Source organism: Variovorax sp. Root411, from assembly GCF_001425205.1.
In the GTDB taxonomy this organism is placed as follows: Bacteria; Pseudomonadota; Gammaproteobacteria; order Burkholderiales; family Burkholderiaceae_C; genus Variovorax.
The window spans coordinates 487,207-510,813 of record NZ_LMDW01000015.1 but is presented as its reverse complement, the minus strand read 5'-3'; the positions used below and the strand labels follow the sequence as shown (position 1 = coordinate 510,813).

Below are 23,607 nucleotides of genomic sequence, written 5' to 3'. Positions count from 1 at the left end.
CCCACCAGGATCCCCGACACCAACGATCGGGGCCGTGAGCCCGCCGGAAGCCGGCCCGCGGCCTCGATGCAGCGGGCGCGCTCGAGTGGTCGTCAGGGAGCTGTATGAACAAGAAGTCGTCCGGGAATCCGGAAGCGGCGGGAAAGCCGTCGATCAAATCCGCGGCCGCACCGCCCGGGCGCTCGCGCCGCTTCAGGGTGGACGTGGGCACCATCGTCAGTGCCGTGGCGCTGACACAGTCGCTGTTGCTGGTCTCGCTGGGCTACTGGGGGTCGCAGCGGCTGGTGTCGCGCATCGGCGTGTCCGCGCACAAGGCGAACCACCATCGCACCGAAGAGAAGGTGCTGGCCTTCCTGCAGAAGGCGGAGTCGGTCGTCGACGCGGTGGGCACTGCGCCCAGCCTGCGGCCCGCGGGCGAGCGCTCCGAACGAACGACCGAGTTGCTCTGGACGCTGCTGCAGCAATCGCCCCAGCTCGACAGCATCTACGTCAGCAACGAGAAAGGCCAGATGCTGATGGCGCTGCGCTACCCGGTGCCGGCCATGCGCCACATCGAGCGCGGCGCGGGGTTCACCACCGAGACGTGGCAGTACAAGCTGCCGATGGACGCCGAGGCCGACGTGCAGCAGCGCTACACCACGCAGCGCCTCGAGTCCTTCCGCAGCAGCTACGACCCGACGCAGCGCGGCTGGTACGTACAGGCCCGCGAGGCACAGGGGCCGGTCTGGACGCAGCCGTATGTGTTCGCCGCCGCGCAGGAATTGGGCGTTACCTACGCGCTGCCGAGCCAGCGCCGCTATGCGGACAGCAGCGTGCAGTTGCTCGTGGTGGCGGGGGACGTGTCGCTGGGTCGGCTGTCCGAGTTCGTGCGCCAGTTCAGCAGCGACGGCTACGGCGACAGCGCGCTGCTGAGCGCCGACTCCCGCGTGCTCGCGCGCAGCGACATGCCAGGCGTGCTGCACGAATTGGTGCCGCCGACCGGCGTCCTCGGCGCGTTGCACGCGGAGATGGCGGCCGATGGCGTCGCGGGCAGCGGCTCAGGCGCGGAGTTCTCGTTCGCCTATGAAGGGCGCCGCTACCTGGTGCAGGCCTCGCGCATTCCCAATACCGGATGGCAGCTGGTGAGCTGGGTGCCTGAAGACATGCTGCTGGGCGAGTTGCGCCGCGCGGTGCTGTGGGGCCTGGTGCTGGCTTTGGCCTTCCTGGCGATTGCGCTGTTCATCTCGCTGAAGCTGTCGAAGCTGGTGACATCGCCGGTCGAGAACCTCTCGCACATCGCGCGCAGCATCGGCCTGCTGGAACTCGACAACCTGCCGCGCGAACCGAGCCGCGTGCTCGAAATCCAGCACCTGGACCAGGCCCTGGACGACTCGGCGCGCAGCCTGAAGGCGTTCAGCAAGTTCGTGCCGGTGGACGTGATCAACCAGCTGATCGACGCAGGCCATGCGCTCGCGCCCTCCGGCTCGTCGCGGCGCGTGACGGTGATGTTCACCGACGTGGAGGGCTTCACCTCGATCTCGGAATCGCTGGACACCGACGTGCTGGTGGGCATGCTGACGGAGTACTTCAATCTGGCGACGGGCGTGTTCGCGCGGCACGGTGGCGTGGTCGACAAGTTCATCGGCGACGGCATCATGGTGCTGTGGGGCGCGCCCTCCGACCTGAAGGACGCGGAATACCGGGCGTGCGTGGCCGCGCTGGAGATGCACGTGGAGATGAACGAACTCAACCGCAAGTGGCATGAACAGGGGCTGCCGAGGTTCCGCACCCGCATCGGCATCCACACCGGCATGGTGATCGCGGGGGTGCTGGGCTCGAACGACCGGCTGTCCTACACCGCGTTCGGCGACGCGATCAACGTGGCGAGCCGCATCGAAGGCATCAACAAGCTGCTCGGCACGCAGACGCTGATTTCCGAGGCCACCTTCGCGGGGCTCGGCGGCCGGCTTCATGCGCGCCGCATCGAGGAATTGGTGGAGCTGCGCGGCCGGCAGACGCGCATGGTGCTCTATGAGCTCACGGCCTGAGCTTGCTCGTGGGCGCGAAGCTCACGCGCCGATCATGCGGAGGCACGCTGCGCGGCAAAGGCCACGAACCAGTCGAGGCTGCCGGGGTTGGCCATCGCCTCGCGGTTGACCACCTTCTCGATCGGCTGGCCCAGCAGCAGCTTCTTGATCGGCAGCTCCTGCTTCTTGCCCGAGAGCGTGCGCGGGATCTCGGCCACCTGGAAGATGTCGTTGGGCACGAAGCGCGGCGACAGCGAGGTCTTGATGGCGTTGTTGATCTTCGCGCGCATGGCCTCGTCGAGCGCCACGCCGGGGCGCAGCACCACGAACAGCGGCATGTAGCTGTCGCGGCCCAGGTATTCGAGATCGACCACCATCGAGTCGAGCACCTCGGGCAGGCCCTCGACGGCGCTGTAGATCTCGCTGGTGCCCATGCGCAGGCCCTGGCGGTTGATGGTGGCGTCGCTGCGGCCGTAGATGATGCAGCCACCGTCGGTGCCGATCTTGATCCAGTCGCCGTGGCGCCAGACGCCGGGATAGGTGTCGAAGTAGCTCGACAGGTAGCGCGCGTTGCCCTCGTCGCCCCAGAAGTAGAGCGGCATCGACGGAATCGGCTTGGTGCACACCAGCTCGCCGACCTCGCCGATGACGGGCTGGCCGTTCTCGTTCCAGGCCTCGACCGAATGGCCCAGCTCGCGGCACTGCATCTGGCCCGGCACTTCGGGCAGGTCGCGGTTGCCGCCGACAAAAGCGCCGCAGAAATCGGTGCCGCCGGAGATGTTGCACCACCACACCTCCTTCGAGCCCGCATCGAGGATCTGCTGCGAGCCCCAGCGCTGCACCTCTTCGGGCAGCGGCGAGCCGGTGCTGCCGAGCGCACGCACGCGCGAGAGATCGCCGCATTCCTTCGCGACGAGGCCGGCCTTCATGCAGTTGGTGAAGTAGGCCGCGCCCGCGCCGAAGAAAGTGACGCGGTGCTTCGCAACGAAGCGCCACAGCACGCCCCAGTCGGGCTTCTCCTTGCTGCCCGCCGGGTTGCCGTCGTAGATGCAGATGGTGGCGCCGAAGGCCATGCCCGCGAGCTGCGAGTTCCACATGACCCAGCCCGTGGAGCTGTACCAGTGGTAGCGCTCGCCGAAGTTGTTGGCGCCGTAGCTCGCGCCCACGTCGTTGTGCAGGCCGCAGGCGTGCATGGTGAGGATGATGCCGCCCTGCCCGTGCACGATGGGCTTGGGCAGGCCGGTGGTGCCGCTCGAATAGACGATCCAGATCGGATGGTCGAAGGGCAGCCATTCGGGCTCGAAGGCGGCGACCTCGGCGTCGTTGCGCGCGATGGCCTGTGTCCATTCGACGTCGTGCGACACGGCGCTGGCGCCATGCGGCGACTTCACGAGCAGCAGCTTCTGCACGCTCGGCAGCTGGCCGCGCAGCTCCTGCAGCACGGCGCTGCGGTCGAGCGGCTTGCCGCCGTAGTGCACGCCGTCGACGGCGATCAGCACCTTGGGTTCGATCTGGCGAAAGCGGTCGGCCACGGCGGCCGTGCCCATGTCGGGCGCGCACACGCTCCAGATCGCGCCGATGCTGGAGCACGCGAGGAACGCGACCATGGTCTCGGGCACGTTGGGCATGTAGGCCGCGACGCGGTCGCCGCGCTGGACGCCGAGCGACTTGAGCATGAGCGCGACCGACGCGACCTGACGGCGCATCTCGAGCCACGACATCTCACGCACCTGGCCGAGTTCGTTGTCGCTCACGATGGCCGGCATGCCGGTGGCATGGGCCGCGTCGACATGGCGCAGCACTTCGCGAGCGTAGTTGACCTGCGCGCCGGGAAACCAGCGCGCCCCCGGCATGCGCGGCTCGGCGAGCACGGCCGTGTGCGGCGTGGGCGACTCGATGCGGGCGTAGTCCCAGATGCTCTGCCAGAAGGCGTCGAGCTCTGTGACGGACCAGCGCCACAGGGCGTCGTAGCCGTCGAATGCGAGGCCGCGCGTCTCGCGCAGCCAGTCTTGGTAGAGGCGGATCTGGGGGATGTTGGGGGCGGGCATGGCACGAGCGTAGCGCCGCGAACGAGCGTGCTCAATGGGGGTTGACCTCAGGGTTTGTACGCGTGTTCAATGTTTTTGTACAAGCGTTCAATACGCTCCGATGAGCACCCACACACCCACTGCCCGGCGCAGCGTCTCGCGCGCCGCGGCACCCGCCTCCGCCACAGTCGCCACCGAGACTGCGCGGCCCGACCGCAAGCAGGCGATCCTGCTGGCGGCCGAAAAGCTCTTTGCGCAGCACGGCTACCACGTGGTGACGATCCGCCAGATCGCGGAGGAGGCCGGCGTGCCGCTGGCGCTGGTGGGCTACTACTACGGCCAGAAGCACGAGCTGTTCCACGCGATCTTCGAGCACTGGGGCCACTCCATCGAAGCGCGGCTAGCGGGGCTTGCCGCGGTGAACGTCGACCCCGACGACACGCGCACGCTGCCGCGCATCATCGAAGCCTTCACCGCGCCCGTGCTGGCACTGCGCGCGAGCGCCGAGGGCGAGTACTACGCGCTGCTGGTGGCGCGCGAGCTGTACCACGCCACGGAGGAAGCCGACCGCGTGCTGCGCAGCTACTTCGATCCGCTGGCCGAGGCCTACATCGATGCGCTGCACCTCGCACTGCCGCACGCCACGCGCAGCCAGGCCGCGTGGGGCTACCAGTTTGCGCTGGGTTCGCTGCTGCATCACCTGAACGACAGCCGCATCGAGCGGCTCTCGCGCGGCGAGAACACGCGCGCCGACCCGGCCGTGGCGCCGATGCTGGTGAGCTTCATCGTCGGCGGCCTGCGCGCCGCGCTGCCCAGGCCCAAGGCACCCAAGACCCCACGCACGAGAACCATCCCCAGGAGACAAAAGACATGATGAAACGACGCACCCTGCTGTCGGCGCTTGCCGCGGCATCGGCCGCCGCGGCGCTGCCTTCGCGCGCACAGTCGAGCACGAAGATCGTGTTCGGCTACACGGCCGTGACCGACTTCGCCTCGGTGTTCGTGGCGGCCGAGGAGGGCTACTTCAAGAAGCGCAACCTCGACGTCGAGCTCAAGTTCATTCCGCTCAACTCGACCATCCCTGCGGCGCTGCAGTCCGACTCGCTGCAGATCGGCGGGCCCACGCCCTCGGTGTTCCTGCAGGCGGTCGATGGCGGGCTCGACCTCGTGCTGGTGGCCGGCGGCGGGCTCACGTCGAAGACGATCACCGGCTTCGGCCTGGTGGCGCGCGCGGGCTCGGGCATCAAGGGCCCGCAGGACTGCGTGGGCAAGAAGATCGGCGTGCCGGGCCTCGGCGCCTTCCTGCACGTGACCTTCCGCGCGTGGCTGAAGGACAGCGGCGTGGACTACCGCAAGGTCAACTTCGTCGAGGCCGCATTCCCGCAGCATGCCGACCTGCTGCGCGGTGGCTCGGTCGATGCCGTCGTGTCGGCCGACCCGTTCATGAGCCGCATCACCGAGAGCGGCGCGGGCTACGTGGCCTCGTATTACTCGACCTTCCTGCCCGAGAACAACCAGACCATCGTGCATGCGGCCAAACGCGAATGGGTGGCGAAGAACCCGGCGGCGGCGCGCGCGTTTCGCGAAGCGCTGGTCGAGTCGGGTGCGTTCATGCAGCAGCCGAAGAACGACTCCAAGGTGCGCGCGGCCATCGGCAAGTACATCAAGCTGCCGCCCGAGGTGCTGGCCAAGGTGCAGATCTCGCCGCCCGGCCCCGTGGTGACGGAAAGGCAGCTCGCCTACTGGACCGGGCTGATGAAGGAGCAGGAGATGCTCAAGTCGAACATCGACGTGGCGAAGCTGGTGGCCAAGTGATCGCAGCCCCTGCTCCCGTCACCGCGCGCGCGGCGTTGCCGGCCGGCGCCTTCCCTTCGCAGGCCGGCCCTGCGAAGCACGCCACGCCGTTCCTGCGCTTCGACGGCGTGACCATCCGCCTCGGCGGACGCGAGATCCTGTCACCCACTTCGTTCGACGTGGCGCGCGGCGAGTTCGTCTGCATCGTCGGCCCCAGCGGCTGCGGCAAGACCACGTTGCTGCGCGCGGCCAGCGGGCTCGTCACCGCGAGCGCGGGCGAGGTGCGGCGCAACGGCGTGAAGATGACCGAGCCTTCGCGCGAAGTCGCGTTCGTGTTCCAGGACTACGGCCGTGCGCTGCTGCCCTGGCGCACGGTGGAAGGCAACGTGAGCCTCGCGCTCGAAGCGGCCGGCGTGCCTGCCGGCGAACGCGCGTCGCGCATCGCCGATGTGCTTGCCAAGGTCGGCCTCGCGAAGCACGCGCACAAGTTTCCGGTGCAGCTCTCGGGCGGCATGCAGCAGCGCGCGCAGATTGCACGCTGCCTCGCGCAGAAGCCCGAGCTGATGATGATGGACGAGCCCTTCGGCGCGCTCGACGCCCTCACGCGCCAGAGCCTGCAGGACGAGCTCGCGCGGCTGGTGCGCGACGACGGGCTCACGGTGCTGTTTGTCACGCACGACCTCGAGGAGGCCATCTATCTCGGCGATCGCGTGATCGCGCTGCAGGCCAACCCCGGGCCGGGACGGCCGAGCCTCGCGCGAATGATCGATGTGAAGATTCCGCGCCCGCGCGACCAGCTCACGACCAAGGAGCATCCGGAATACCTGCAGTTGCGGCGTGAACTGTTCGCCTTCATCGAGCAGGGCCATGACTGAGAACCCGCTCTTTCGCTGGCTGCGGCCGTGGGTGTTTCCTGTGGTGCTGGTCGGCTCCTTCGAGTGGTACGCGCGGCGCGCGGCCGCACTGGGCAGCGATGCGCTCGCGCCACCGAGCGCTGCCGTCAAGGCGTTTGCCGGTGCGGCCATGGACGGCTCGCTCTGGCAAGCCACCGGCTTCACGCTCGGCACCGCTGCACTCGGCCTGCTGCTGGGCGCGGTGCTCGGCATCGCATTGGGGCTGGTGCTCGGGCTTTCGCGCCGTGCGGCGCAGCTCGGATCGGTCTCCATCGAAGTGCTGCGCCCCGTGCCTTCGGTCGCGCTGATTCCGCTCGCGATGCTGGGCTTCGGTTTCGGTGTGCGCATGGAGCTGGCCATCGTCGCCTTCGCCACCTTCTGGCCGCTGCTGGTGCTGGTGCAGTCGGCGGTGCAGCAGGTCGAGCCCCGGCTGCTCGAAGTGAGCCGCGTGCTGGGCCTCTCTGCGCGCGAGCGGGCTTGCAAGATCGTGCTGCCGGCCATCGTGCCGCGCCTGTTCGTCGCGCTGCGGCTGGGCGTGGCGGTCGCGCTGGTGGTGGCCGTGACGGTGGAAATCGCGGCCAACCCGAACGGCATGGGCTACGCGATGATGATCGCGCAGCAGAGCTTCGACCCCGCGCTGATGCTCGCGTGGCTGGGCTGGATCGGCGTGGTGGGCTTCGCGGTCAACGCGGGCATGCTGCTGTTGCAGCGCGTGGTGGCGCGGCGCATGGGGGTGCAGCCATGAACCGCAACGACCGCAGCGGACTCAACTGGCTCGGCTCGCTGGGCGTGCTTCTCGCGCTCATCGCGCTGTGGTGGATCGCGAGCAACGCGGGCTGGGTCAGCCGCGTGTTCCTGCCGACGCCGCAAGCCACGTTCGCGAGCCTGCTCGAAGGGCTCAATCTTTCCGGCGACAGCGGCAACGGCGAACTGATCGCGTTCACGCGAGCCACGCTGGGCCGCATGGTCGAAGGCTGGCTTCTCGCGTCGCTCTTCGGCGTGCTGCTGGGCGCGGCCATCGGCGTGTCGCCCTCGGTGCGCGCGTGGGTGCAGCCGACGCTCGAATTCATCCGCCCCCTGCCCGCCTCGGCGCTGCTGCCGCTGGCCATTTCGATCTTCGGGCTGAACCCCGGCATGGTGCTCTTCGTGGTCGCCTTCGGCGCGATGTGGCCGGTGCTGCTGGCCACGGTGCACGGCTTCGCGGCCGTGGAGCCGCGCCTCGCGGAAGTTGCGCGCTGCCTGCAGATGTCGCGCGCGGCGTACATCTGGAAGATGGGCCTGCCCAATGCGATGCCCGACATCCTGGCCGGCATGCGGCTCGCGCTGACCATTGCGCTGATCGTCGCGGTGGTGGGCGAAATGATCGCCTCGCAAAGCGGCCTGGGCCAGGCCATCCTGCTGGCTGCGCGCGCCTTCCGCGCGAGCGACCTGTTCGCCGGCATCGTGCTGCTCGGGCTGATCGGCTTCGTGAGCAACGCGCTGCTGGCCCTTGCCGAGCAACGGCTGCTGCGCTGGCAGCGCCCCTGACACCCCCGATCGCTTCTCTCCCCAAACACGAACACCCCACAAGGAGCCTCTTTCATGCCACGCAAATTCGTCGACCTCTCGATCTTTCTCGAGAACGATGTGCTCTCCGACCCACCGGCCTTCGCGCCGAAGATCCAGTACTTCACGCACGAGCAGACCTACGAGCAGATCGAGCCCTTCTTTCCCGGCTTGAAAAAGGAAGACCTGCCCGACGGCGAAGGCTGGGCCGTGGAGCTGGTGCAGCTGTCGACGCACAACGGCACGCACCTCGATGCGCCCTATCACTTCCACTCGACCATGGACAAGGCGCTGGGCGAGAAGAAGCCCGCCATCGCCATCCACGACGTGCCGCTCGAATGGTGCTTCCAGCCGGGCGTGAAGCTCGACTTCCGGCACTTCGCCGATGGCTACGTGGTCACGGCCGATGACGTCGAGGCTGAGCTCAAGCGCATCGGCCACGTGCTGAGCCCGCTGGAGATCGTGGTGGTCAACACGCGCGCCGGGTCGCGCTACGGCAGCCCCGACTACGTGTCGGCCGGCGCGGGCATGGGCTACGAGGCGACGATGTACCTGCTGGAGCGCGGCGTGCGCCTCACGGGCACCGACGCATGGAGCTGGGACGCGCCCTTCGTGCACACCGCGAAGAAGTACGGGCAGACGCAAGACGCCTCGCTGATCTGGGAAGGCCACAAGGCCGGCCGCGACATCGGCTACTGCCACATCGAGAAGCTGCACAACCTCGAGGTGCTGCCACCGACGGGCTTCTTCATCAGCTGCTTTCCGCACAAGATCCGCGGCGCTTCGGCGGGATGGACGCGCGCGGTGGCGATCTTCGACGATGCGTTGATGGCGTCGGTGTGAGGACCGGTTCATGAACGTGCTCAACCACACGCATGACGCCGACGCGCGCAGCTGGGTCGAATCGGCCAATGCGGCGGGCAGCGACTTCCCGATCCAGAACCTGCCGCACGCGGTGTTCCGCCGCGCGGGCAGCGCCGAGCCCTTTCGCGGCGGTGTCGCCATCGGCGGCGAAGTGCTCGACCTCGCTGCGCTGGTCACGCGCCAGCAGCTCGACGGCCTCCCGCTCGACGCGGCGCGCGCCGCCGCGTTGCCGGCATTGAACGACTTCTTCGCGCTCGGCCACGCCGCATGGAAGGCGCTGCGCCACGCGCTGTTCGACCTGCTGAAGAACGACGCGCCCGTGGCCACGGTGCAGGCCGTGCGCGAATGCCTGGTGCCGCAGGCCGAGTCCGAATACAGGGTGCCCGCACGCATCGGCGACTACACCGACTTCTACACATCGATCGACCATGCGCTGAACATCAGCCGCCTGATGAACCCCGACGGCGACGTGACGCCCAACTTCCGCTGGATTCCGACCGCGTACCACGGGCGCGTGTCGACCATCGGCGTGAGCGGCCAGCGCTTTCACCGGCCGATGGGGCAGGCGATGGCGCCGGGTGCGAAGGCACCCACGTACCAGGCCTGCGCGCGCCTCGACTACGAGCTGGAGCTCGGCGTGTGGATCGGCACCGGCAATCCGCAGGGCGAACCCATTTCGCTCGAACGCGCGGAAGAACACATCTTCGGCATCTGCCTGCTGAACGACTGGTCGGCGCGCGACATCCAGTTCTGGGAGATGGCGCCGCTCGGGCCGTTCCTGGCGAAGAACTTCGCGACCACGATCTCGCCGTGGATCGTGACGATGGAAGCGCTCGCGCCCTACCGCCAGGCCTGGACGCGGGCGGCCCACGAGCCCCAGCCGCTCGCGTATCTGGAAAGTGCGGCGAACCGCGAGAGCGGCGCGCTCGACATCCGCCTGGAGGTCTGGCTCGAAAGCGAGAAGGCGCGCAAGGACAAGGCCGGGCCGTCGCGCCTGTCGTCCACGAGCTTCAGGCACCAGTATTGGAGCGTCGCGCAGATGGTGGCGCACCACACGATGGGCGGCTGCAGCCTGAACCCCGGCGACCTGTTCGGCAGCGGCACGATCTCGGGGCCCGGCGCGGGCGAGGCCGGCGCGATCATCGAGCTGACGCGCGCGGCGCAAAGCCCGGTGACGCTGGCCAATGGCGAGCAACGTGGTTTTCTTGAAGACGGCGATGCGGTGCTGCTGCGCGGCTGGTGCGAGAAGCCGGGGCATGCGCGCATCGGGTTCGGGGAGAGCCGCGGAACGGTGCTGCCAGCCAGGGGCTGAACAGGAGCACCAAAGAAAAAGGCCACCCGATGAGGTGGCCATTTCTTTAATTTGGAGCGGGAGAAGAGTCTCGAACTCTCGACCTCAACCTTGGCAAGGTTGCGCTCTACCAACTGAGCTACTCCCGCGTGGAGCCCTCGATTATAGGGTGAATCAAGACCGGTTTTCCCGAACCCGGGAAAAAAGTTCGTTCAAGCGCCGAGCACCAGCGACCGATGCATCGACACACCGGCCATCAACCCATCGGCCGAGGCGAGCGTGGCATTGCTGAACGTCATTGCGAGATCGCCTGCCGCGTAGACGCCGGGCACCGTCGTCATCTTCGTCGCATCGACGCGCAGCACGCGGCCCATCGGGCCGTCATCGAAGGCGCAGCCGAGTTGCTCGGCCAGCGGGCTCGCCGGGCCTGTGTGCGGCGCCACGAACATCGCCTCGATCGGCACGAGCCTGCCGTCGTCGATGCGCACGCCAGCAAGGTCCGTCCCCTGTCCTTCCAGGCCGGCGATGCGCCCCGGCTCGATGGCCACGCCGCGCGCCTGCAGCCTCGCGCGCACCTCGGCGTCGGGCCCCTCGCCGCCATTGAGGAAGAGCGTGGTCGGGCCCCACTCTGCGATCAGCAGCGCATGGTCCGCCGGCGCGCCGCTGTGAAAAAGCAAGCCCAGCGAGCGGTCGCCGAACTCGTAGCCATGACAGTAGGGGCAGTGCAACACGCTCTTGCCCCAACGCTCGCCGATGCCGGCGATGTCGGGCAGGCCGTCCTGCACGCCGAATGAGAGCAGCAGCTTGTGTGTCGAGATTTTTTCCCCGCCGTGCAGCGACACCGTGAAGCCTCCGGCGCCGTCGGCGCTCGCGGCCACCACGCTGCCCTTGATGAACTCGACGGACGGATAGGCGAGCAGCTTGTCGCGCGCGCCGGCAATCATCTCCAGCGGCGGCGTGCCGTCCTGCCCGAAGAAGCCGTGCGACGCGGCGGCGAAGCGGTTGCGCGGCGTGCCCGCGTCGACGACGCACACGTTCCTGCGCGCGCGAGCCAGTTGCATTGCAGCGGAAAGGCCGGCAAAACTGCCGCCCACGATCAGAGCGTCATGGCGCATGTTCAATGTCCTTCTGCGTGAAGCCGCCGCCTGTCATGCGGCGGTGGAAGTCCCTGGAAAGATCGGCCAGCGTGATGCTGTTGAAGCGCTTCAGCAGCAGCGCCTCGGCGTCCTGGAAGGCGCCGTCGAGCGCCGCGTTCACGGCCTGCTCGACGATGCAGCCTGGGCTCTCGGTGCGGTTGCCCATGGCCAGCAGCGCGGGCGCGCCGACGGCGTTGTGCACGTCGCCCAGCGTCACCGCCGCCAGCGAGCACGACAGCACCCAGCCGCCGCCGTGGCCCTTGGCCGAACTGACGAAGCCCGCCTGCCGCAGGCCGGCCATGACACGGCGCACGACGACCGGGTTGGTGTGCATCGCGGCCGCCAGCGACTCGGACGTGACGGGGCCGTTCATCTCGGCCATGTGCAGCAGCACATGGAGAACGCCTGAAAGCCTGCTGTCTCGTTTCATGCAACATTATTAGTTGCATAAGTTTTCCATGGCATGCCGAAAGGTCTTCGGGAGTTCGGCATGCCGCGTCGCTTGCCGCGGCTCAGGCACGAGAATCGACCCCGCCATGACGCCCACACCGACCACCCTGCTCGACGCCGCCCTGCGCGGCGTGCTGCTGGCCTTGCTGCTCGTGCTCGCGCTGGTCCTCGGGCGCGACCGCCCTCGCCTGCCGGTCGCGCGTGCGGGCGCGCTGCTCGCGCTCGGCCTGTGCGTGCAGGCCATCGGCTCCGCGCCGCTGTTCGAAGCGCTCGTGCCGCGCGGGTGGCAGGCGCCCTTTGTCGCGGTCTCCGTCGGCAATGCCGTGCTGTTCTGGGTGTTCGTGCAAGCGCTGTTCGACGACGACTTCCGGCTGCAGCCGCTGCACGCCGCCGCGTGGTTCGCGGTGGCCGTGCTGGCGGCGCTCAATTGCGCGGTCGTGGCAGACAGCGCCTCGGTGCTCGCGCCGGTGACGATGGGCCTGCAGCGCGCGGTGCCGCTGGTGTTCGCGGTGCTGGCCGCGATGGCGGCGGCTTCGCAATGGCGGGCGGACCTGGTGGAGGGACGGCGCCGGCTGCGCGTGTTCATCGTGGTGGCGGGCGTCGGCTACAGCATCGGCATGCTGGCCGTGCGGCTGGTCTCGCCGCAGGGCCGGCTGTCGAGCCTGTCGGCGACGGCCGACGTGGCGATGCTGCTGCTGATCGTGGCCGTGGTGGCGTGGCGGATGGTGCGGCTGGCGGGGTCGGAGCTGTTTCCGGCTTCATGGGCGCCGGTTGCGATTCCGGCGATTCCGGCGCAAGAAGATGTCGCACCAGCCCCCGTCGCGCCTGCGGAACCCGAGCCCGAACAAGACCCCGACCCCGCCGAGGACCGCCTCGCGGAATCCTTGCGGCACGCCATGGCGGTGGAACATGCCTACCGCAGCGAAGACCTGAGCATCGCCAGCCTGGCCGCCCGGCTGTCGGTGCCGGAATACCGCCTGCGCCGCCTCATCAACCGGCGGCTTGGCCACCGCAACTTCAACGCCTTCGTCAACGGCCTCCGGCTGGCCGAGGCGATGGCGGCGCTGGCCGATTCTTCCAAACGCGAGCTGCCGGTGCTGACCATCGCCTTGACCGCAGGCTTCCAGTCCATCGGCCCGTTCAACCGCGCTTTCAAGGCGGCCACCGGCCTCACGCCCACCGAATTCCGCAGGCAGAAGCTGGCCGGATCCTGAAATCCCTGGCCGAAAACCGCACTTGCGGATTTCGGCAAGACGCGCCCGGCACGCCGCGGCATCGTCCGGGTCGGCGGGGGCATGGGCCTCCGATGACAAGGAGTTTTCGATGCGACGTTTGTATTTCATCTTCCTGTTGGCGCTGTGGTCCGGCTGGGCGCAAGCCTCGATGGGCCTGGCGGAACTCCCCGCCACGGCCGATGGGGATGGCCCGGTGACAGTGTTCTACCCGTCCGCCGATCCGGCCCGGCCAGCGCGGCGCGGGCGCTTCACGCTCGACGTGGCGCCGCAGGGCGCGCCGGTGCGCGGCAATGGCCGGCTGGTCGTCGTCTCGCACGGCTCGGGCGGCGCGCCGTGGGTGCATGCGGACCTGGCGCGCAGCCTCGTCGGCGCAGGGTTCATCGTCGCCATGCCGGAGCACAAAGCCGACAACTACAAGGACGACAGCAACCCCGGCCCCGACAGCTGGGCGATGCGCCCGGCCGAGGTGTCGCGCGCCATCGATGCGGTCGGGCGCGACGTGCGCTTCGCGCCGCTGCTGCGGCTCGACAGGGTCGGCATGTACGGCATGTCGGCCGGTGGCCACACCGCGCTCAGCCTGGGGGGCGGGCGCTGGTCGCCAGCCGCGTTCAAGCAGCATTGCGAGGCCGACCTCGAAGGCGATTTCCAGTCCTGCGTGGGCCTGATCACGCGGCTGACCGGGAGCTGGCTCGACGGCGTCCGGAAATGGGGCGCGCTGCTGGTGATCCGCCATCGCTTCGACGACGCCACGCCGCGCGAATACGCCGACCCGCGCATCGCGGCCATCGTGGCGGGCGTGCCCTCTTCCGCCGATTTCGACATGACCTCGCTCGCGGCGCCGCGTGTCCCACTCGGCCTGATCACCGCCAGGCAGGACCGCTGGCTGATCCCGCGCTTCCACAGCGACCGGGTGCTTGCGGCCTGCCTGCCGCGCTGCGAGCTGATCGCGGACATGCCGACCGGCGGGCACGGTTCGCTGCTGTCTCCGCTACCGCCGGACCTCACGGGACTGGTCGGCGACATGCTCAATGACCCGCCGGGTTTCGACCGGGCCAGCGCGTTACAGGAAGTTAACCAGAAGACAGCGGTCTTCTTCAGCACCCATCTGCTGCCATGATTAGCACCGCGGGGGCAACGTTCGAGCCTCCTGTTTCGCCGACAGCCAGTTCCCACACGCGTGGGCGACTGTCGCGCACATGGCGACAAAGACCGGCCCGGCGATGGTTGCACCCGAGCCGACCGAACCCCGGTCGGTTCTTGAAACCGTGACCATGCTACGAAAGGAACAGTCACCCATGAAGCAACAGCAACACAACCGCATCTTCCTCGGCGCCCTGCTCGCAGGCCTCCTGGCCATCGGCGGCGCAGCCCAGGCGCAAGGCGTCGGGGTCGGCGTGGGAGTCAATGCAGACGTGAACACCTCGGGCTCCGCAGGCGCAGGGTCCACACATGGCGGTGCCGCGGCACGCACAGGTGCAGCCGCAGGCGCGAACACGAATGCCGGTGCTGCCACGTCCGACACGGCCGGCAGCGCGACAGGCGGCGTGGGCAACGCCGTCGGTGGCGTGCTGGGCGGTGCCACGGGCGCCGTCGGCGGTGCCACGAATGCGGCGGGCGGCGTAACGAACACCGTCGGCGGCACGCTGAATGGCGCGACCGGCGCCGTGGGCTCGGCCACCAATGCCGTGAAACCTGCGGGCGTTGGCGCAAAGGCGAGCGGCAAGGCCCAGGGCTCGGGCGCCGTCGACATCAAGAAGTAATCCGCCGGCCCAGGCCGGACAAAAGCCCGCAGCGCTCGCGCGTTGCGGGCTTTTTTTTGGGCGAACGCCTCAGCCGGCCGGCTTGAGCTTGAACAGGCTCGTGACCGCCACGTCGAGCACCATCAGCTCGCGCTGGTTGAAGAGCCGCCAGTGCCAGCGCAGGATGCCGAGCGTCGGGCGCTTTTCGGAGCGGCGCACCTCGGTCACGTCGGCCACCAGCCGCAGCGCATCGCCTGGCCGCACGGGATTCGGCCAACGCACGTGGTCAAGCCCGGGCGAGGCGAACGATTCGGAACCGGCAAGTGCTGCGTCGACGGCCAGCCGCATCGCGATCGAGCACGTGTGCCAGCCGCTGGCGATCAGCCCGCCGAAGGAGCTGTCGGCCGCCGCCTCGGCATCCGTGTGGAACCACTGCGGGTCGTAGGCCCGTGCGAACTGCAGCAGTTCCGCTTCGGTGAGCACATAGGGCCCGGCCTCGATGACCTGGCCCGCGTGGAAGTCGGCGAACTTCATCCGCCGCAGCCTAGTACGTCTCGAGGTGCAGGCGGCCTTCGCGCTTCAAGGCGGCGCCGACCGTGTCCCAATCGAGCCCCGCTTCCTTCGCCACGTCGCGCAGTGCGAGCACCACGCCTTCTTCCATGCTCTTCAGGCCGCACACATAAAAGTGGCTCGCGCCATCTTTCAGCAGCGCGGCCAGGTCGGCGGCACGCTCGCGCATCAGGTCCTGCACGTAGCGCTTGGGGCTTCCCGGCGTGCGCGAGAACGCGAGGTTGATGTCGATGAAGTCCTTGGGCAGCGACTGCAGCGGACCGAAGTAAGGCAGCTCCTGCTGCGTGCGCGCGCCGAAGAACAGCATCAGCTTGCCGCCCTCGAACTTGCCGCTCTTGCGCAGGCGGCGGCGCCATTCGGTCATGGCGCGCATCGGGGCGCTGCCGGTGCCGGTGCAGATCATCACGATGTGTGACTTGGGGTGGTTCGGCATCAGGAACGACGAGCCGAAAGGCCCGACCACCTGCACCGTGTCGCCCACTTTCAGGTCGCACACGTAGTTGGAGCACACGCCGCGCACGGCGTCGCCCTGGTGGTCTTCGGTCACGCGCTTCACGGTGAGCGAGACGTTGTTGTAGCCGGGCCGCTCGCCGTTGCGCGGGCTGGCCACCGAGTACTGGCGCGCATGGTGGCGCTTGCCGATGGCATCGACACCCGGCGGCACGATGCCGATCGACTGGCCCTCCAGCACCGGGAACGGCACCGCGCCGAAGTCGAGCACGATGTGGTGGGTCTCGCTGTCGAAGCCCGCCTCAGTGCAGTTGAAGTTGCCGACCACCGTAGCGGTCGTCGGCGTCTTCGGCGGGAAGAGATTGGTGTACGCGTGCGCGGCCGACCAGGGCGGCACGGTGGCGCCGTATTGCGCCGAATTGAAGGCCGGCTCGATCGATTCGGCGGCCGCCTGGGCTTGCGTCTGGGCGGGCAAGGCGGCCGCGGGGTCGCCGGCCACTTCCGCGGACACGCCGGCGGCTTCGAGCTCTTCCGGCGAGAGTTCGGCGGGCAGCGATTCCCAGGTGAGCTGCTCTTCGATCGAGTACGCGCGCACCACCGGCATCGTGCGCCAGTTATCGATCGAGCCCGTCGGGCACGGCGAGATGCAGGCCATGCAGCCATTGCAGACGTCGGCCCGCACGACGTAGTTGTTGTCGTCGTGCGTGATCGCGTTGACGGGGCAGATGGCCTCGCAGGTGTTGCAGCGGATACAGATCTCGGGGTCGATCAGGTGCTGCTTGATGATCCCGGCTTCAACGGCCATGTCCATGTCTTTTTCTCCTTTCCCTCGCCCCTTGGGGAGAGGGTCAGGGTGAGGGGGCGGCTGCTTGTCGTGGGGACGCCGCCTACCCTCACCCCAGCCCTCTCCCCCCCAAGGGGAGAGGGAGTAATACCCCAATCAGCCGAACCGCACGTACTCGAAATCCACCGGCTGGCGGTTGATACCCATCACCGGCGGCGAGATCCAGCCGGCGAACTTGCCCGGCTCGACCACGCGGCCCATCAACGATGCCACGAAAGCGAAGTCTTCGGAACTCGGCAGCCATTCGTCGCGCTTGGCGGCCCATTCGATGTCGTTCACCACGCGGCCTTCGGGCGACATCTTGATGCCGGCAAGCGCGCCGATCTGGCGGTTGAACGCCTTGTGCGGCACAGTCAGGCGCGTCGGGATGCCGGCCTTCTCAAGCACCTTGTTCCAGCGGCCGACGCCGGCCACCGAGTCCTTGATGAAGTCGTCGCGCAGCACTTCGTTCAGCGCGTTGAGCATCGGCACGTCCTTCTCGACGAGCTGGCCTTCCTTCACCTCGAGCACCTTGTAGGTCTGGCCCTTGAGGATGTGGTCGTCGTCGCGCTTGCCTTCTTCGTAGCGGCCCTTCAGGCCCGAGCTGTAGAAGATGGCGGCGTTGCTCGACTGGTCGGCGCCGAACAGGTCGATGGTCACGCTGTAGTGGAAGTTCAGGTAGCGCTGGATGGTGCCCAGGTCGATGCATCCGGCAGCGCGGATCTTCTGCGCGTCGTCGGTCTTCAGCTCGTTCATCACCTGCGCGGTGCGCGCAATGACGCGCGACACGCCGCTCTCGCCCACGAACATGTGGTGCGCTTCTTCGGTCAGCATGAACTTCGTGGTGCGCGCCAGCGGGTCGAACGCACTCTCGGCCAGCGCGGCCAGCTGGAACTTGCCGTCGCGGTCGGTGAAGTAGGTGAACATGAAGAACGCGAGCCAGTCGGGCGTCTTCTCGTTGAATGCGCCCAGGATGCGCGGGTTGTTGGCGTCGCCCGAGGTGCGCTGCAGCAGCGCGTCGGCCTCCTCGCGGCCGTCGCGGCCGAAGTGCTTCTGCAGCAGGTAGACCATCGCCCAGAGGTGGCGGCCTTCTTCGACGTTGATCTGGAACAGGTTGCGCAGGTCGTACATCGACGGCGCCGTGAGGCCCAGGTGGCGCTGCTGCTCGACCGATGCGGGCTCGGTGTCGCCTTGCGTCACGATGATGCGGCGCAGGTTGGCGCGGTGCTCGCCGGGCACGTCCTGCCAGGCTTTCTCGCCCTTGTGGTCGCCGAAGTGGATCTCGCGGTTGGCGTCGCCCGGGTTCAGGAAGATGCCCCAGCGGTAGTCGCGCATCTTCACGTGGCCGAACTGGGCCCAGCCCTGCGGGTCGACGCTCACGGCCGTGCGCAGGTACACCTCGTGGTTGGTCGAGCCCTCGGGGCCCACGTCGTCCCACCAGTTGATGAAGTTGGGCTGCCAGCCTTCGAGCGCGCGCTGCAGCGTGCGGTCTTCGCCGAGGTTGACGTTGTTGGGGATCTTCTCGCTGTAGTTGATCGTGCTCATCGCTGTTCCTTGGGTTGTTCAGGCTGCCAGTTCAAACGCGGTTCATGTCGAAACCGGCCTTCTCGCCGGTGCCATAGACCTTCAGTGCGCCCTTTTCGCCAACGGCGTTGGGGCGGTTGAAGATCCAGTTCTGCCAGGCGGTGAGCCGGCCGAAGATGCGGGTGGCCATGTTCTCCTTGCTCGCGAAGCGCAGATTGGCTTCGAGGCCGGTGAGCGCGTCGGGCGACATGGCGGCGCGCTCCTCGATGGCGATGCGGATCTCGTCGTCCCAGTCGATGTCGTCGGGCGCGGCGGTGACGAGGCCGAGCTTCAGCGCCTCGTCGGCGTCGAGCGGCTTGCCGGCGGCGGTGCGCGCGGCCTCGAGCGGCGCGGCCTCTTCGTAGAAGCGGCGCTGCAGACGGCTCTGGTCGTTCACCATCGGGAAGAAGCCGAAGTTGAATTCGTTCAGCACGAGCTTCGGTGCGCGCTCGGCGTCGTCGGGCAGCGCGAGCATGTAGGTGCGGTCGGCTGCGAAGGCCAACTCGGCCAGCGTACCGGCGAAGCACGAGCCGGCCTCGACCAGCGCGAACAGGCTGCGCGACGACACATCGAGGCGCGCCAGCGTGCGGCGCAGCGCGCCGATGGTTTCGCGCACCAGCCAGTGGTCCTTGTTGGCGAGCATCACGGCGTCGGATGCGAGCACGGCCTGCGCGTCGCCCTCGGTCTTGAGCAGCCAGGTGCCGATGTCGAGCTCGTTGGTGCGCAGGTTGAGGATGGCGTCGTCGAGTTCGCGGCACATCGCGAGCGGCCACCAGGCGGCACCCGCAGCCTCGATGGCGGCGATGTCGGCCGGCTGCGCGCCGGTGGGCGCCTTGATGGTGATCGTGGCGGTGCGCTTGCTGCGGTCGATCTGCACGTTGACGTTCGAATACGCGATGCCGTCGGCGCTGTCGGTACGTTCCAGGCGGGTCAGGGCCACGCCCTTGGCGTTGGCGGGGCGATCGCTGCCGGCCGCGAGTTGCGAGGCGCGCTCCTGCACCGCGGCGGCGAACTGCGCGGGCTTGGCCACCGCGTCGACCAGGCGCCAGTCGACCGCGCGCTGGCCGCGCACGCCTTCGACGCTGGTGCAGAAGATGTCGGCCAGGTCATGGCGCACGTGGCGCTTGTCGGTGACGCGGGTCAGGCCGCCGGTGCCGGGCAGCACGCCGAGCAGCGGCACTTCGGGCAGCGAGACAGCGGAGGAGCGGTCGTCCACCAGCAGGATCTCGTCGCAGGCCAGCGCCAGTTCGTAGCCGCCGCCGGCGCAGGCGCCGTTCACGGCCGCGAGGAACTTGAGGCCCGAGTGCTTCGACGTGTCTTCGATGCCGTTGCGCGTTTCGTTGGTGAACTTGCAGAAGTTGACCTTCCAGGCATGGCCCGAAACGCCGAGCATGAAGATGTTGGCGCCCGAACAGAAGATGCGGTCCTTGCCGCTGGTGACGATCACGCTGCGCACTTCGGGGTGTTCGAAGCGCACGCGGTTGAGCGCGTCGTTCAGCTCGATGTCCACGCCGAGGTCGTAGCTGTTGAGCTTGAGCTTGTAGCCGGGGCGGATGCCGCCGTCTTCCGCGATGTCGAGCACGAGGCGCGCGATGGCGCCGTCGAAGCTCAGGGACCAGTGGCGGTATTCGCCGGGTGCCGTGCGGTAGTCGACGCGCGGGGGCGCCTGGAGCGTGGTGGTGTCGGTCATGCGGAAGTCTCCTGTGGGGCTGTGTTCGGAAACCGTGAACAGGAAAGATAATGCACTTTCTTGCTCCGATGACATGCATCATGCTGCATGCATATGGCCAAGTCAATCCCTGTTGTGCTTTTTTTCAGATTCGGGGCGCGTGCACAGGCCGCCGGGTACTCCCCTGCGCGAATGTCCCCCGCTTCGCTCCTCCTTTATTTCGCTGCGGGGAGCACTGAACGATCACGCCGATGCGGGGGCCTTTTTCGCGAAATAAAGGAGGAGCGAAGCGGGGGACATTCGCGAAAAAGGTCACCGCGTCGGCGTGATCACGCCCTGAACACCGTCGACGTGAGCGCGCCCCGAAGACTCAGCTCAAGCGCCCAGCCCCATCGATTGGCGGGTCGCGGCCCGCAGCGCCTGGAAGCTTTGCGCCAGCGTCTTGCCGCTGGTGTCCACCGACAGGTCGGCCTTCGAATAGAAGGCGGCACGGCCGTTCAGGATGCGGCGCAAATCTTCCATCGCTTCCTTGCTCGCGGCCATCGGGCGGGTGTCGCCCTGCGCGGCCACGCGGCCCATGTGCTCCTCGGGCGCGGCCTGCAGCCACACGGTGGTGCAGTGCGCGAGCAGTTCGTTGAAGGTGGCCGGGTCGGAGACGATGCCACCCGGCGTGGCGATCACCACCTCGCTGTAGATCTGCACCGCCTCTTCCAGCGCGCGGCGCTCGTAACGGCGGTAGGCGTTGGTGCCGTACAGGTCGTGGATCTCGCGCACGCTGCAGCCTGCGAGCTTCTCGATCTCGCGGCTCAACTCGATGAACGGGATATCGAGGTCTTCGGCCAGCATCTGCCCCAGCGTCGATTTGCCCGCGCCGCGCAGGCCCACGAGCGCGATGCGGCGGTGCCGGGCCGGATCGACCGAGGCCGTGCCCAGCAATTCCCCCAGCGCCACGCGCACACGGCGCAGGTCGGCCTCGCTGCGGTTCTCGAGCAGCTCGCGGATCAGCAGCCACTCGGGCGAGCTGGTCGTGACGTCGCCCACCAGCTCGGCCAGCGAGCAGTGCAGTGCGCCGGCGACCTGCTGCAGCACGAGGATCGACGCGTTGCCGATGCCGTATTCGAGATTGGCGAGGTGGCGCTCCGACACCTCGGCTGCGACGGCCACGGCCTTGCGCGTGAGGCCGCGCTGCGCGCGCAGGTTGCGCACCCGATCGCCCAATGCCGCCAGCAGCGGGTTCTTCGCAGCCTCTCCTGCAGGCGCAGCGCCGTTGCCGGGGCCGCCACTTTCCGGCGCGGTGGCCAGCACCGCGTCTACATGCTCATTCATGCAATTCCTCGTACTTCGCCGGAATTGTGCGCGCTCAGGGTAAACACCATAGATGCACTATATTGCTTGACACTCATTGAGTCGATGCTTATTGTTCGGCCACACGCAAGATACTGCACACAAAGCAATCCTGCAAGGTAGTTCAAAAGTTCGAGGCCCCACGATGTCCGACCGAAGCACCGCCGCCACAGGCAAGGAAGCATTTCACCAGCTGATTGCAGGCTTGACCGCCGAGATCGCCGGCAGGCCGCTCGACAGCGCGCTCGACCAGTGGCTCAACGCCACCCACGGTGCAGGCAGCGCCCGCTTCGAGCAGTTGCGCCAGGCCTGCATCGGCGGCGTCGCCGAAGGCTGGCTGTGCGAGCGCGAGGGCGGCGGCATCCGATACGGCCGCGTCTTCAAGGCCGAGGACGCGCTGCACCGCTTCTCGGTCGACGTGGTCGACATGCAGGACATCGCCGGGCCGCACCACACGCATCCGAACGGCGAGATCGACCTGATCATGCCGCTGGACGACCACCCCGCCACCTTCGACGGACGGCCTGCCGGCTGGTGCGTCTACGGCCCGGGCACCGCACATCGCCCGACCGTGGCCCAGGGCCGCGCGCTCGTCCTCTACCTGCTGCCCGAAGGGCAGATCAAGTTCTCCTGATGACCGAACTCCTCCAAAACCACATCGCCGGCCGCTGGCAAAGCGGATCGGGCGCCGGCACGCCCCTGGTCGACCCGGTGCTGGGCACCGAGCTCGCACGCGTCGACGCCACCGGCCTCGACCTGCCCGAAGCCTTCGCGTTCGCACGCGAACAGGGCGGCAATGCATTGCGCGCCCTCACCTACCGCCAGCGTGCCGGGCTGCTCGCAGCCATCGTGAAAGTGCTGCAGGCCAACCGCGATGCCTATTACGACATCGCAACCGCCAACTCCGGCACCGTGAAGAACGACTCGGCCGTCGACATCGATGGCGCGATCTTCACCATCGGCCAGTACGCCAAGTGGGGCGACGGCCTCGGCGACGTGCGTGCGCTGCGCGATGGCGACGCGGTCAAGCTCGGCAAGGAGCCGGTATTCCAGTCGCAGCACCTGCAGGTGCCGACGCATGGCGTGGCGCTGTTCATCAACGCCTTCAACTTCCCGTCGTGGGGCTTGTGGGAAAAGGCCGCGCCCGCACTGCTGTCGGGCGTGCCCGTGATCGTGAAGCCCGCCACGGCCACCGCCTGGCTCACGCAGCGCATGGTGAAAGACGTGGTCGATGCGGGCGTGCTGCCCGCGGGCGCACTCTCCATCGTCTGCGGCAGCTCGGCCGGATTGATGGATGCGCTGCAACCTTTCGACGTGGCTTCGTTCACCGGCTCGGCAGAGACGGCCGCGGTGATCCGCTCGCACCCCGCAGTGGCCGAACGATCGGTGCGCGTGAACATCGAGGCCGACAGCCTCAACAGCGCCCTGCTGCTGCCCGGCAGCGCGCCCGGCAGCGAGGCCTTCAACCTGCTCGTGCGCGAAGTGGTGCGCGAGATGACGGTCAAGTCGGGCCAGAAGTGCACCGCCATCCGCCGCATCCTGGTGCCGGCCGAGGTGTACGACGCCGCGGCCGAAGCCATCGGCGCCAAGCTCGCGAGCATCACGGTGGGCAATCCGCGCAACGAGAGCGTGCGCATGGGCTCGCTCGTGAGCCGCGCACAGCTGAATGCGGTGCGCGACGGCCTCGACGCGCTGGCCACGCAGACCACCGTGCTGCACGACAGCCGCAACAAGCCGCTGATCGATGCCGACCCGAAGGTCGCCGCCTGCATCGGGCCCGTGCTGCTGGGCGCGCGCGACGCCGATGCGGCGCAGCGCGTGCACGATGTGGAAGTGTTCGGGCCGGTGGCCACGCTGCTGCCGTACCGAGATCTCGCGCACGGCATCGCACTTGCGCACCGCGGCCAGGGCTCGCTCGTGACCTCCCTGTATGGCAGCGACGACGCCGCGCTGGCGCAAGCCGCGCTGTCCGTCGCGCCGAGCCATGGCCGCGTGCACGTCGTCACCCCCGAAGTGGCGCAGGCACACACGGGCCACGGCAACGTGATGCCGATGTCGCTGCACGGCGGCCCCGGCCGCGCGGGTGGCGGCGCCGAGCTCGGCGGCCTGCGCGCGCTCGATTTCTATCACCGCCGCAGCGCGGTGCAGGCAAGCCCCGGCGTGCTCGCCGCGCTCGGCCTCTAGAACGAGAAACACGGCCGAAGGAGA

The 23,607-nt window shown here is 68.3% G+C and carries 21 protein-coding genes and 1 tRNA gene; 13 read left to right on the top strand and 9 right to left on the bottom strand.

All coding sequences use genetic code 11. The annotated features are described in order from the left end of the window. Positions 1 to 104 precede the first annotated feature (104 nt). Positions 105 to 2,027 (top strand): adenylate/guanylate cyclase domain-containing protein, encoded by a 1,923-nt coding sequence (locus ASC92_RS16470; protein WP_056517679.1) that lies wholly within the window; start codon positions 105 to 107, stop codon positions 2,025 to 2,027. A 32-nt stretch (positions 2,028 to 2,059) separates the two neighbouring features. Here the strand turns inward: ASC92_RS16470 and ASC92_RS16465 are convergent, their stop codons facing one another. Beyond that, the gene (locus ASC92_RS16465) at positions 2,060 to 4,054 is read right to left on the bottom strand and encodes an acetoacetate--CoA ligase (RefSeq protein WP_056517676.1); all 1,995 of its coding nucleotides are present in this window, start codon (positions 4,052 to 4,054) and stop codon (positions 2,060 to 2,062) included. Positions 4,055 to 4,154: 100 nt separating this feature from the next. Between ASC92_RS16465 and ASC92_RS16460 the strand changes: the two genes are divergently transcribed. The 7 genes from ASC92_RS16460 to fahA are packed head-to-tail and all read left to right on the top strand — an operon-like array spanning position 4,155 to position 10,441. Further along, entirely contained in the window at positions 4,155 to 4,907 is a 753-nt protein-coding gene (locus ASC92_RS16460) for a TetR/AcrR family transcriptional regulator (RefSeq protein ID WP_056517674.1), read from the top strand. Then, positions 4,904 to 5,848 (top strand): ABC transporter substrate-binding protein, encoded by a 945-nt coding sequence (locus ASC92_RS16455; RefSeq protein ID WP_056517669.1) that lies wholly within the window; start codon positions 4,904 to 4,906, stop codon positions 5,846 to 5,848. Before ASC92_RS16460 ends, ASC92_RS16455 begins: the two co-directional genes overlap by 4 nt. Further along, positions 5,845 to 6,702, top strand: coding sequence for an ABC transporter ATP-binding protein (locus ASC92_RS16450; protein ID WP_056517666.1), 858 nt, complete (start codon positions 5,845 to 5,847; stop codon positions 6,700 to 6,702). Before ASC92_RS16455 ends, ASC92_RS16450 begins: the two co-directional genes overlap by 4 nt. Continuing rightward, positions 6,695 to 7,465 carry an ABC transporter permease gene (locus ASC92_RS16445; protein ID WP_056517663.1) on the top strand — a complete coding sequence of 257 codons (771 nt, stop codon included), beginning with the start codon at positions 6,695 to 6,697 and terminating at the stop codon, positions 7,463 to 7,465. The genes ASC92_RS16450 and ASC92_RS16445 overlap by 8 nt, the downstream gene beginning before the upstream one ends. Beyond that, positions 7,462 to 8,247: an ABC transporter permease gene (locus tag ASC92_RS16440; RefSeq protein WP_056517656.1), complete on the top strand. Its 786-nt coding sequence runs from the start codon at positions 7,462 to 7,464 to the stop codon at positions 8,245 to 8,247. The genes ASC92_RS16445 and ASC92_RS16440 overlap by 4 nt, the downstream gene beginning before the upstream one ends. Before the next feature lie 54 nt (positions 8,248 to 8,301). Then, positions 8,302 to 9,108: a cyclase family protein gene (locus ASC92_RS16435; RefSeq protein WP_056517654.1), complete on the top strand. Its 807-nt coding sequence runs from the start codon at positions 8,302 to 8,304 to the stop codon at positions 9,106 to 9,108. Between the two features lie 10 nt (positions 9,109 to 9,118). Next, complete coding sequence (gene fahA, locus ASC92_RS16430) at positions 9,119 to 10,441, top strand: fumarylacetoacetase (RefSeq protein WP_056517653.1); 1,323 nt, start codon at positions 9,119 to 9,121, stop codon at positions 10,439 to 10,441. A 52-nt stretch (positions 10,442 to 10,493) separates the two neighbouring features. On the opposite strand, the gene ASC92_RS16425 is transcribed toward fahA, so the two are convergent. The 3 genes from ASC92_RS16425 to ASC92_RS16415 all read right to left on the bottom strand — a co-directional run bounded on the left by ASC92_RS16425 (position 10,494) and on the right by ASC92_RS16415 (position 11,986). After that, a tRNA-Gly gene (locus ASC92_RS16425) sits at positions 10,494 to 10,569 on the bottom strand. Positions 10,570 to 10,632: 63 nt separating this feature from the next. After that, positions 10,633 to 11,535, bottom strand: coding sequence for an NAD(P)/FAD-dependent oxidoreductase (locus tag ASC92_RS16420; protein ID WP_056517652.1), 903 nt, complete (start codon positions 11,533 to 11,535; stop codon positions 10,633 to 10,635). Then, on the bottom strand, positions 11,525 to 11,986 hold the full coding sequence (locus ASC92_RS16415) for an RrF2 family transcriptional regulator (RefSeq protein WP_056517649.1): 462 nt from the start codon (positions 11,984 to 11,986) through the stop codon (positions 11,525 to 11,527). The genes ASC92_RS16420 and ASC92_RS16415 overlap by 11 nt, the downstream gene beginning before the upstream one ends. Positions 11,987 to 12,092: 106 nt before the next feature. Here ASC92_RS16415 and ASC92_RS16410 point away from each other — a divergent pair, with 106 nt between their 5' ends. The 3 genes from ASC92_RS16410 (at position 12,093) to ASC92_RS16400 (ending at position 15,001) form a co-directional block, all read left to right on the top strand. After that, positions 12,093 to 13,220, top strand: a complete 1,128-nt coding sequence (locus tag ASC92_RS16410; RefSeq protein ID WP_056517645.1) for a helix-turn-helix domain-containing protein — start codon at positions 12,093 to 12,095, stop codon at positions 13,218 to 13,220. 109 nt (positions 13,221 to 13,329) lie between these two features. Further along, a complete protein-coding gene (locus ASC92_RS16405; protein ID WP_056517641.1) occupies positions 13,330 to 14,358 on the top strand; it encodes an alpha/beta hydrolase family protein in 1,029 nt (342 codons plus the stop codon). A 178-nt stretch (positions 14,359 to 14,536) separates the two neighbouring features. Continuing rightward, a complete protein-coding gene (locus tag ASC92_RS16400) occupies positions 14,537 to 15,001 on the top strand; it encodes a hypothetical protein (protein ID WP_056517636.1) in 465 nt (154 codons plus the stop codon). A gap of 69 nt (positions 15,002 to 15,070) precedes the next feature. Here the strand turns inward: ASC92_RS16400 and ASC92_RS16395 are convergent, their stop codons facing one another. The 5 genes from ASC92_RS16395 to ASC92_RS16375 form a co-directional block, all read right to left on the bottom strand. Next, the gene (locus ASC92_RS16395) at positions 15,071 to 15,514 is read right to left on the bottom strand and encodes a MaoC family dehydratase (RefSeq protein WP_056517633.1); all 444 of its coding nucleotides are present in this window, start codon (positions 15,512 to 15,514) and stop codon (positions 15,071 to 15,073) included. Between the two features lie 10 nt (positions 15,515 to 15,524). Next, entirely contained in the window at positions 15,525 to 16,811 is a 1,287-nt protein-coding gene (gene boxA, locus ASC92_RS16390; RefSeq protein WP_056517630.1) for a benzoyl-CoA 2,3-epoxidase subunit BoxA, read from the bottom strand. Positions 16,812 to 16,940: 129 nt separating this feature from the next. Beyond that, a complete protein-coding gene (gene boxB, locus ASC92_RS16385; protein ID WP_056517628.1) occupies positions 16,941 to 18,368 on the bottom strand; it encodes a benzoyl-CoA 2,3-epoxidase subunit BoxB in 1,428 nt (475 codons plus the stop codon). Between the two features lie 31 nt (positions 18,369 to 18,399). Then, positions 18,400 to 20,076 carry a 2,3-epoxybenzoyl-CoA dihydrolase gene (gene boxC, locus ASC92_RS16380; protein WP_056517624.1) on the bottom strand — a complete coding sequence of 559 codons (1,677 nt, stop codon included), beginning with the start codon at positions 20,074 to 20,076 and terminating at the stop codon, positions 18,400 to 18,402. A gap of 354 nt (positions 20,077 to 20,430) precedes the next feature. Next, positions 20,431 to 21,381 carry a helix-turn-helix transcriptional regulator gene (locus ASC92_RS16375; protein WP_056517620.1) on the bottom strand — a complete coding sequence of 317 codons (951 nt, stop codon included), beginning with the start codon at positions 21,379 to 21,381 and terminating at the stop codon, positions 20,431 to 20,433. 163 nt (positions 21,382 to 21,544) lie between these two features. On the opposite strand from ASC92_RS16375, the gene ASC92_RS16370 reads away from it, so the two are divergent. Next, positions 21,545 to 22,033, top strand: coding sequence for a DUF4863 family protein (locus tag ASC92_RS16370; RefSeq protein ID WP_056517616.1), 489 nt, complete (start codon positions 21,545 to 21,547; stop codon positions 22,031 to 22,033). Then, positions 22,033 to 23,583 (top strand): 3,4-dehydroadipyl-CoA semialdehyde dehydrogenase, encoded by a 1,551-nt coding sequence (locus ASC92_RS16365; RefSeq protein ID WP_056517613.1) that lies wholly within the window; start codon positions 22,033 to 22,035, stop codon positions 23,581 to 23,583. The genes ASC92_RS16370 and ASC92_RS16365 overlap by 1 nt, the downstream gene beginning before the upstream one ends. Positions 23,584 to 23,607: the final 24 nt, after the last annotated feature.

Excerpts from the sequence above, each read along its gene's own strand:
- ASC92_RS16470 (WP_056517679.1), top strand. The coding sequence starts at position 105 with ATGAACAAGAAGTCGTCCGGGAATCCGGAAGCGGCGGGAAAGCCGTCG.
- ASC92_RS16465 (WP_056517676.1), bottom strand. The coding sequence starts at position 4,054 with ATGCCCGCCCCCAACATCCCCCAGATCCGCCTCTACCAAGACTGGCTG.
- ASC92_RS16460 (WP_056517674.1), top strand. The coding sequence starts at position 4,155 with ATGAGCACCCACACACCCACTGCCCGGCGCAGCGTCTCGCGCGCCGCG.
- ASC92_RS16455 (WP_056517669.1), top strand. The coding sequence starts at position 4,904 with ATGATGAAACGACGCACCCTGCTGTCGGCGCTTGCCGCGGCATCGGCC.
- ASC92_RS16445 (WP_056517663.1), top strand. The coding sequence starts at position 6,695 with ATGACTGAGAACCCGCTCTTTCGCTGGCTGCGGCCGTGGGTGTTTCCT.
- ASC92_RS16440 (WP_056517656.1), top strand. The coding sequence starts at position 7,462 with ATGAACCGCAACGACCGCAGCGGACTCAACTGGCTCGGCTCGCTGGGC.
- ASC92_RS16435 (WP_056517654.1), top strand. The coding sequence starts at position 8,302 with ATGCCACGCAAATTCGTCGACCTCTCGATCTTTCTCGAGAACGATGTG.
- fahA (WP_056517653.1), top strand. The coding sequence starts at position 9,119 with ATGAACGTGCTCAACCACACGCATGACGCCGACGCGCGCAGCTGGGTC.
- ASC92_RS16420 (WP_056517652.1), bottom strand. The coding sequence starts at position 11,535 with ATGCGCCATGACGCTCTGATCGTGGGCGGCAGTTTTGCCGGCCTTTCC.
- ASC92_RS16415 (WP_056517649.1), bottom strand. The coding sequence starts at position 11,986 with ATGAAACGAGACAGCAGGCTTTCAGGCGTTCTCCATGTGCTGCTGCAC.
- ASC92_RS16410 (WP_056517645.1), top strand. The coding sequence starts at position 12,093 with ATGACGCCCACACCGACCACCCTGCTCGACGCCGCCCTGCGCGGCGTG.
- ASC92_RS16405 (WP_056517641.1), top strand. The coding sequence starts at position 13,330 with ATGCGACGTTTGTATTTCATCTTCCTGTTGGCGCTGTGGTCCGGCTGG.
- ASC92_RS16400 (WP_056517636.1), top strand. The coding sequence starts at position 14,537 with ATGAAGCAACAGCAACACAACCGCATCTTCCTCGGCGCCCTGCTCGCA.
- ASC92_RS16395 (WP_056517633.1), bottom strand. The coding sequence starts at position 15,514 with ATGAAGTTCGCCGACTTCCACGCGGGCCAGGTCATCGAGGCCGGGCCC.
- boxA (WP_056517630.1), bottom strand. The coding sequence starts at position 16,811 with ATGGACATGGCCGTTGAAGCCGGGATCATCAAGCAGCACCTGATCGAC.
- boxB (WP_056517628.1), bottom strand. The coding sequence starts at position 18,368 with ATGAGCACGATCAACTACAGCGAGAAGATCCCCAACAACGTCAACCTC.
- boxC (WP_056517624.1), bottom strand. The coding sequence starts at position 20,076 with ATGACCGACACCACCACGCTCCAGGCGCCCCCGCGCGTCGACTACCGC.
- ASC92_RS16375 (WP_056517620.1), bottom strand. The coding sequence starts at position 21,381 with ATGAATGAGCATGTAGACGCGGTGCTGGCCACCGCGCCGGAAAGTGGC.
- ASC92_RS16370 (WP_056517616.1), top strand. The coding sequence starts at position 21,545 with ATGTCCGACCGAAGCACCGCCGCCACAGGCAAGGAAGCATTTCACCAG.
- ASC92_RS16365 (WP_056517613.1), top strand. The coding sequence starts at position 22,033 with ATGACCGAACTCCTCCAAAACCACATCGCCGGCCGCTGGCAAAGCGGA.